The following is a 7358-nucleotide window of genomic DNA, read 5'->3' on the forward strand; positions in this document are numbered from 1 at the left end:
TCTTCAACAAGATCAAACACTTCCGCCGTATCGCCACCCGCTTCGACAAGACGGCGGAAAACTTCCTCGCCGCCGTGAAGCTCGCGTCCATCCGCATCTGGCTACGCGGTTATGAGTCTACGGCCTAGCTGGATACGGCCCCATATTGCAGGACCTGCACCTTTTCCAGCGTAACCAACCCGCTGGTCATGATGGTTTCGAGCACCGGCAGGAAGGAATTGATCTTGTCTTCGCTGTCGACGATTTCGATTACCAGGGGCAGATCCTCCGAAAGCCGAAGTATCTTTGTGGTGTGAAGGCGGCTCGATTTTCCGAAACCCATCGGACCGCGCAGCACGGTTGCTCCCGCGAGATGCATCTCGCGCGCCTTCAGCACAATGGACTCGTAGAGCGGGTGACCGTCATCCCGGTCGCTCTCTCCTAAGAAGATGCGCAGGAGCAGCGCGTTCTTCGGTACCTGCACGTCAGTTTCCTCCAATGCGGTTAATGCGGGAAGCGATGGCATGTCCCAGCCAGACAGCGGCGAGCCAGGCCAATACTGAGATTCCGACATTCGCGCCTGCAGCCAGGAGCCTGTCCGCTTGGACCAGTCGAAACGTTTCCAAGCTGAAGACGGAGAAGGTGGTGAAGCCGCCGCAGATGCCGGTCATCACGAACTGTCGCTGGCGGACGCTCACGAAAGACCGGCCATCGGGCCCGGTCAGCGTGGCATAGAATCCGATGATGAAGGAGCCGACGACATTGACGAACAGCGTGCCGAGCGGAAAACCGGCGTCGCCGATCTGCTGGACGACGGCGGAAGTACTTGCTCTCAACACGCCGCCGCATACTGACCCCGCGGCAACCGCCAGGTAGAGCGACAACGGTCCGCGAATCTTTCGCCAGCGGGCGCGCAGCGCCGCCTTGCGCCGGGGTAACCTGGTTTGATCGGCTCGCGGCCGTTCTTCTCGGCCGGTTCGGCTTCTCGCTGCGACGGTGGTCTCCTGCTCGGTCATGACACAACGCTCCCAAGCACCGCCGAGCCTATCGCGTAGCCGAGCGCGACGGCAGTCAGGCACAGGGCAAGTGAGGCGGCGACATTACCGATCGCGCGGGGGAACTCGCCGTCGCGCGCAAGCGCCAGGGTCTGCAGGCTGAAGGAAGAGACGGTGGTGTAGCTGCCGAGAAAGCCGACGACCATGAACTGCAAGGGCGCTCCGGACGAGAAGAGGCTATGCGCGCTTGCCAAGCCGGCGAACAGTCCGATCGTGAAAGCCCCGGTAACATTGACCGTTAGCGTGCCCCAGGGAAAGGTCTCACCGATATGCCGCCCCACGACGCCTGAAACGAAATACCTGGCCGTTCCACCCAAGGCGCTGCCGAGCGCAACCCAGATCATCCCAAGAAGAAAATCCTGCATCGAACTTACTGCGAGCGGCCAGAGGGACGGTTTGCGGAAGTCGCGGCTGATACAAGATCGATGCCGCGCATGATCATGGGCGCCCGCACAATGCCGTGCCCCACCGCTTGCCAGAAAACGGTTGCGAGAATGATCGCTGTGAACAGGATGAATGCCCCTATCCGCTCCGGCGCGCCAAGGCCGGTGTGCTGGGACAGGATGTAGGCGCCCCCAGAGAGCAGCAGGATGAGGACCTGCGAAATAGGTGTATATCCGTCCGCCCACCTTTTATGGAGCCGAATTATGCCGATCGGGCGCGGCTCCGCGTTCATGGCTGCCTCCGTTGAGTGAAGTCTGCAACGTTCCCTGAATGTATGGATCTTTGAAAATCCTGTCGTAAAGGTCCTTGCCAAAGCTTGTCTGCAAGGGTTCTCCCTCTTTCAGCCTGAAGGTCCGCGTGCCGTCGGCCCCGCGCTCGGCCCGCAGAAACAAGGCCTGTGGCATCTTGCGGTCGAAAAGGCCGTGGGCGAACTCGTAGAGATGCGTTACGAAGAAAACCGTGTAGCCTTGCTCGACCAGAGCGTCGACGATCTGAATGGCGATCTCTGAGCCTTCCCTTTCGTTGGTCGCGGCGAACGACTCGTTGAACAGAACCATCGCGCCGGGCTCCAGGCGATCGGCAATCTCACTCATGCGGAGCAGTTCCTCGTCGAGCTTGCCGCTCCGCATTGTGACGTCTTCCTCACGTTTGAAATGCGTGACTACCTGGCTGAAGATGCTGGCCTGGAAGGCCACGGCCGGCACGAACATCCCGGCCTGCAGCATCAGTTGTGCAAGCCCGATGCTGCGCAGGAAGGTGGATTTGCCGCCCTGGTTCGCGCCAGTGATGACGACGAGGCACTTGCCGTCGGCGTCGGCATCGTTCCCGACCGCCTTGCGATCCATATTGAGAGCGAGGCCGATGTCATAAAGCTCCGAGAAGGAATGCCGCCGAGAGCCCAGCGGCTCGGGGACGGGAAAGCAGATCGGCTCGTGCATCTCCGTCAGGCGTTCGCGCAGATTCAGGCAGGCGACATAGAAGGCGAGTTCCGCGCGGAGCTGGCGGAAGAAGCTCAGGATGTGGTCGTTCGACTGCGCGAGCGCGTTGGCGACAAGGTTGATGCCCCTGTCCTGCAACTCCGACAGCGCCCTTGCCCCGGCCTCGTCACGCGGGTGCAGGGTATAGCTGAAGGTCGGTGGCCGTTCGGCGAACAATCGTCTCCACCAGCTGCGCTCAGTTTCCTTCGGCTTGCGGAGGACCAGGTTGGTGCTCTTGTTGCCGTGTCCCAGTTCCGCGCTGAGGAGGACGCCGTCCCGCAGCTTCAACTCGTTGAGATGACCCTGGATCTCCGCGAAGTAGTCATCGCTCAACTCCTCGCGCAGTACGCGGAAGAACGTCCTGAAGCCTTCCGACGCGAAGTTTTCGGATCGCGTGTCGGCAACCACCCGCAGCCGCCGCAGCGCGCCAACGAAGAACTCAAGAACTTGCACGGACCGGCTCAGAATCGATCCAGGATATCGAAGGAAAAAGCCCCCGATCTTTTTCTCGCCTCCGAGGACCTTCACGGCGAGGTCGTAGAGATCACGGACGACCGCGGGATTTTCGAGACAATCCTTGAGGACGGCCTGACGGTAGAGGATCGCTTCCGGCTCGCTGAGGGGGCACAATGTCGCCCGCTTGGCGACGTCGCGCAGCAAGTCGTCCTTGCCCGCCATTGCCTCGAACACGGCTATGAGACCGAGATCCTGGATCAGCATCTCGGCGTTCCACGGCAGCGCAGCCTCCGCATCGAAATCGCGGTCGCGATACATCAGCAGCGGCTTCATGGCTTCAGCCGCTCCTTGAGATCGGCATAGGCCAGGCCGTGCAGCCGGGCGATCGCCATCGCGTGCGAGCGGCCGTCAGCGGGGCGTCTGATGACCTTGAAAGTACGCCGTGCAGGATTGTCCGGGTCGACCATGCTCGTAAGGCTCACGGTCTTGTCGCTGAGCGAGGCAAGCTCGTCGACGAAGGTGACGCAGACCGCGATGAGGTCGAGCGCCATGATCCTTTCCATCACCTTCCGACCGAGGAACAGCGCGTCGTGCAGCGTGGTCGAGGTGAATATCTCGTTCATGATAACGACGCTTCCCGGTGTGGCCTGCTCAAGCACCTGATGGATGCGGATGAGGTCATCCTCCAGCTTGCCGCGCAGGTTGGCGACGTCCTCCTCCTTCTCAAATGCGTGAAAAGCCGATCGAACAGAAACAGCCGCGCTTCCTTGCCCGGAACCGGACAGCCAAGGCTCGCCAGGAAATGAAGCTGTCCGAACATGCGGGCAAAGGTGGTCTTGCCGCCCTGGTTTGGGCCCGTCACCACGAAGATGCGCTCGGGACCCTTCAGGAGAAAATCGTTGCAGACGATCGGCGCCTTCTCCGTCAGGAGCTTGGCAGCCAGGGCGAGGTCAAAGCTCTCAATGCTGTGGATGGCCTTATCGCTCGGCGAAACGTCAGGATAGCAGAAGGGGAGTTCGGCGGTAGCGAACCGCCGTATATACTCTATCCAGGAGAGGTAGAACTGCACCTCGCGGTCAAAGCCTATGATCCTCGAATCGGCGAAGTCCGGATGCTTCTGGAAGAAGGTGTCTAGCGCGTCGAACGTCTCCGGATAAAGCTTGGCCACCATGTCCACGACGGCGGCCTCGATGTGGTTCATCTCCAGATAGTCTGGAATGTCGCAGAGATGGCTTTCGACGGCGCCGCGCCGGAATTTTTCGAATGACCTTTCCACCTCCGCGCTGTAGTCGATCTCGGCTGCCGCCTTACGCACGCTGATCCGACCGCCCTTGATGTGCATGCAGTAGTGGACGGCAGAGAGGCTATCGTAAAGCTTCGCGATCTTGTCCTTCAGTGCGATGAAGTCGTTTGAGCCGATATGACCTTCGAGGAAGTTGCGAAAGGCCCTGAAACCACGCGAATGGAGTTTTGCGTCGGAAAGATTGTCGAGCAGGATGGAGACTGCCTCGCAATACGTGGAGGCTGCATCCAGGAACAGCCTCTCCTTCTGATATCGGTAGCGGAGCTTTTCCGCGGTTTCGAGCTGCTTGCGCATCTGCCGCATCCGGTTGGCGAAATCGACGATGTGCTCGAAAACACCTGTGTCCTCCAGATCCTGGAACACCTCGTGTCGGAAGCGGACGGCGTCCGCATCGTGCAGCGAGACATGGAAGAAGGGCTTCAGGTCGTATTCGGCGCGGCCCGCAGTCACGGCATCGACGATCTGGTCAAGGTTGAGGTCCACGAAAAACTCAGGCGCATCGGCCTGCGTCTTGGGCATGCCGCCGAGGATGCTCGTGAAATCCTCCGGTGCGGGCTCATGTGCCTCAACGGCTTGCAGGACCGATGCGGTCGACGCCTCTGCCGCCCGATCTGCAACAGGAGGTCGCCGTTGTCGCTCGGCTTTGACAGCTCGTCCCGGCATGTCTCCGCCTCCTGTCACTTGATCACCAAGACGTGGCACGGCGCGAGTTCCACCAGGCGGTCGGTGGTGCTGCCGATCAGCCGGTTATAAAGAGCGGAATGGCCCATGTAGCCGACAACGAGCAGGTCGAATCGACCACGCTCGACAAAGTCGATGATGGTCGGCACGGCATGGCCGGCGACGACATGCGTCTCGATTTTCACATGCGCGCTCCTGGCCTGGAACTGCGCCTGCGCGATCACCGGCTCGAACCGATGGTTCTCATCGAGCTTGTCTTCCACCACCTCGTCGATCGTGGTGGGAAGACGCGGCAGTTCCTCCACACAGATCATGTGCAGGTGGGCCTTGAGGCGATGGGCCAGCTTGATGGCATAGGCGAGCGCCCGGGTGCCGCCTTCCGAGCCGTCGTTGGCGATCAGGATCTTCTCGTACATCTCAGGCCTCCTTCCGTGACGGCTTTCCCGGCGCGAAATCGCCCTCGATGGGCTTGAACGCCGGCTGGAACCAGCGCTGCGCGATCAGCGTCGGCACGACCGCGCTGCCGATGACGGCGGTCACCAGGATCGTGTACTGGCGCTGGTCGATGATGCCGTTAGTGAGGCCGAAGAGTGCCGAGATCGTGCCGAAAGTCAGTCCGGTCGACATCAGCAGCGTCGTGTACATCCCCTCGCGCCGCTCGAACCGGAAGGCGTGAGTGAGCGGCAGTATGCCGACGAACTTGGTGACCATCTTGATCGCGAGGAAGACGACGATGAGCCCGGCCGCCGCCAGGACCGCCTGGAAGTCGACCAGCGATCCGGCCTTCAGGAAGTAGAACGGCGTCAGGATGGTGAAGGCGATGATGCGCATGCGGTGCGGCAGTTCCGGATCGGCGAGGAAGGCTGGAGCCAGGGCCATGCCGACCAGATAAGCCGGGAGCACGGCTTCGCTGCCGGCGATCGAGGCCAGCCCGCCGAGGCCGAGCAGCACCAGCGAGATGAACTTGGTCTCGGGTTCGCTGACCCGGTGGCCGACCCTGGTGAAGAACCACGGCGCGAAGCGCGGCAGCATCCACAAGGCGGCTGCGGTGACGGCCCCGAACAGTGCCAGCCACCAGTCGAAATGGGCAAAGACGACGCCAAGCGCCAGCACCGTGCCGAGATCGTTGATGAAACAGGCGGCGAGGATGACCTTACCGATTTCGGTCTTGTTGAAGCCGGTCTCGACCATCACGGCGTAGACGACGGCAACCGAGGTGGTGGAAAGCGAAATCCCCGCGATCTGCGCCTGAGGCCAGGTCCAGTCTATGCCGTAGCGGGCATAGACCAGCACACCGAGATAGGGCGCCAGGAAGCCGACAACGCCAATCGACATGCTCGACCAGAAATGCATTCGGATGACGCGGCCGTCGATCTCGGTTCCGGCCAGGAAGGTGAGCAGGATTGCGCCGAACCCGGCGAGGAAGTTCACCCATTCGGTGAGTTGCAGCCCGATCGTGTTGCCGGCGAGCGCCCCGACCATGATCTCGACGAGCGCCACCGACATGGCGACGCGGATCGAGATGACCGAGGCAAGCAGCGCGAGCCCCAGCCAGACCGCCGAAACCAGCCAAACGTTTTCCATCGCATACCTCCGATCCGGCCGGCAGCCGGGTTGTTTCGGTCATGCGCATGGAAACGGGGCAGCAAAAAACCCGCCATTTTGGCGGGTCGCTTCCTCGAGCGACTCCCACCACATGTCTCCACGCGGCAGGAGTCATCAGCCCTCTCAGGCGGTTTCAGGGGGACTCCATCCCCATCACCTCGGTAAAATAATGTTTTGACCCACACGGGACAAGTCCCTCGCGGTCCAAAAGAAGCGCAGTCCAACGCCTGACCTTGCTCCTGCGATCTAATCCGGATCGAAGTTCGTTCTGGGCCTTTGAAAGGACCAGGCATGAAGCGCAGCCGCTTCTCAGTTCACAAGCGGGAGGGTCGAAACAGCTCATCGTTTCAAGGGATTACGAATCCGTGCCCTTGCTGGTTCAGTCCAGAGGTCGAGAGAAAAGCGGCCGAGAGAGAACGCTCGGAGCCGACTCTGCCGGGTTTGCAGTCCACACAGGTCAGCGCCCGGACCACGCGGTTCCTTGGCGTTTCAGCGCCGCGTCCGCGTGCGGAGAACGTTCGACGGGGTAGAAATGGCGGGCCGAAGCCGATGAAACAGAGAACTACGTCTACGTTATAGCCCTCCAAAACGACACCTAGGAACGGAATCTAACGCGCGGAAATCGTCAATCGACGCGAACATATGGTCTAGATCACTCCTCCGCGAGTTGATAGATTTGCTTCACGAGGTCTCCCCTCGCATACGCGCTGTAGTAACTGCGGCGTAAGAGCTAGGCCGTAGACTCATAACCGCGTAGCCAGATGCGGATGGACGCGAGCTTCACGGCGGCGAGGAAGTTTTCCGCCGTCTTGTCGAAGCGGGTGGCGATACGGCGGAAGTGTTTGATCTTGTTGAAGA

At 61.0% G+C, this 7358-nt stretch carries 9 protein-coding genes, 2 pseudogenes and 1 riboswitch; of the genes and pseudogenes, 1 reads left to right on the forward strand and 10 read right to left on the reverse strand.

Going from position 1 to position 7358, the window contains the following annotated elements:
* Positions 1-128, forward strand: a pseudogene (locus tag P2T65_RS20985) (IS5/IS1182 family transposase); the annotation flags it as partial.
* Here P2T65_RS20985 and P2T65_RS20990 read toward each other — a convergent pair.
* From P2T65_RS20990 to P2T65_RS21035, 10 genes and pseudogenes are all read right to left on the reverse strand, one after another.
* Entirely contained in the window at positions 125-463 is a 339-nt protein-coding gene (locus tag P2T65_RS20990; RefSeq protein ID WP_276200682.1) for a DUF190 domain-containing protein, read from the reverse strand. The pseudogene P2T65_RS20985 and the gene P2T65_RS20990 overlap by 4 nt on opposite strands.
* A gap of 1 nt (position 464) precedes the next feature.
* The gene (crcB, locus tag P2T65_RS20995; protein WP_082464671.1) at positions 465-995 is read right to left on the reverse strand and encodes a fluoride efflux transporter CrcB; all 531 of its coding nucleotides are present in this window, start codon (positions 993-995) and stop codon (positions 465-467) included.
* Positions 992-1399: a fluoride efflux transporter CrcB gene (gene crcB / locus P2T65_RS21000; RefSeq protein WP_055457755.1), complete on the reverse strand. Its 408-nt coding sequence runs from the start codon at positions 1397-1399 to the stop codon at positions 992-994. The genes crcB (P2T65_RS20995) and crcB (P2T65_RS21000) overlap by 4 nt, the downstream gene beginning before the upstream one ends.
* A 5-nt stretch (positions 1400-1404) precedes the next feature.
* Positions 1405-1710: a hypothetical protein gene (locus P2T65_RS21005; RefSeq protein ID WP_276200683.1), complete on the reverse strand. Its 306-nt coding sequence runs from the start codon at positions 1708-1710 to the stop codon at positions 1405-1407.
* Positions 1667-3244, reverse strand: a complete 1578-nt coding sequence (locus tag P2T65_RS21010; RefSeq protein ID WP_276200684.1) for a DNA mismatch repair protein MutS — start codon at positions 3242-3244, stop codon at positions 1667-1669. The genes P2T65_RS21005 and P2T65_RS21010 overlap by 44 nt, the downstream gene beginning before the upstream one ends.
* Positions 3241-3534 carry a hypothetical protein gene (locus tag P2T65_RS21015; RefSeq protein WP_276200685.1) on the reverse strand — a complete coding sequence of 98 codons (294 nt, stop codon included), beginning with the start codon at positions 3532-3534 and terminating at the stop codon, positions 3241-3243. Before P2T65_RS21015 ends, P2T65_RS21010 begins: the two co-directional genes overlap by 4 nt.
* On the reverse strand, positions 3531-4877 hold the full coding sequence (locus tag P2T65_RS21020; RefSeq protein WP_276200686.1) for a DNA mismatch repair protein MutS: 1347 nt from the start codon (positions 4875-4877) through the stop codon (positions 3531-3533). Before P2T65_RS21020 ends, P2T65_RS21015 begins: the two co-directional genes overlap by 4 nt.
* 14 nt (positions 4878-4891) lie before the next feature.
* Complete coding sequence (locus P2T65_RS21025; RefSeq protein WP_063186960.1) at positions 4892-5311, reverse strand: universal stress protein; 420 nt, start codon at positions 5309-5311, stop codon at positions 4892-4894.
* Position 5312: 1 nt separating this feature from the next.
* On the reverse strand, positions 5313-6479 hold the full coding sequence (locus P2T65_RS21030; protein ID WP_055457751.1) for a cation:proton antiporter: 1167 nt from the start codon (positions 6477-6479) through the stop codon (positions 5313-5315).
* Positions 6480-6598: 119 nt separating this feature from the next.
* Positions 6599-6661, reverse strand: a riboswitch (Fluoride riboswitch).
* 569 nt (positions 6662-7230) lie between these two features.
* A pseudogene (locus tag P2T65_RS21035) lies at positions 7231-7358 on the reverse strand (IS5/IS1182 family transposase); the annotation flags it as partial.

It is taken from the genome of Chelatococcus sp. XZ-Ab1, assembly GCF_029309855.1.
Lineage (GTDB): Bacteria > Pseudomonadota > Alphaproteobacteria > Rhizobiales > Beijerinckiaceae > Chelatococcus_A > Chelatococcus_A sambhunathii.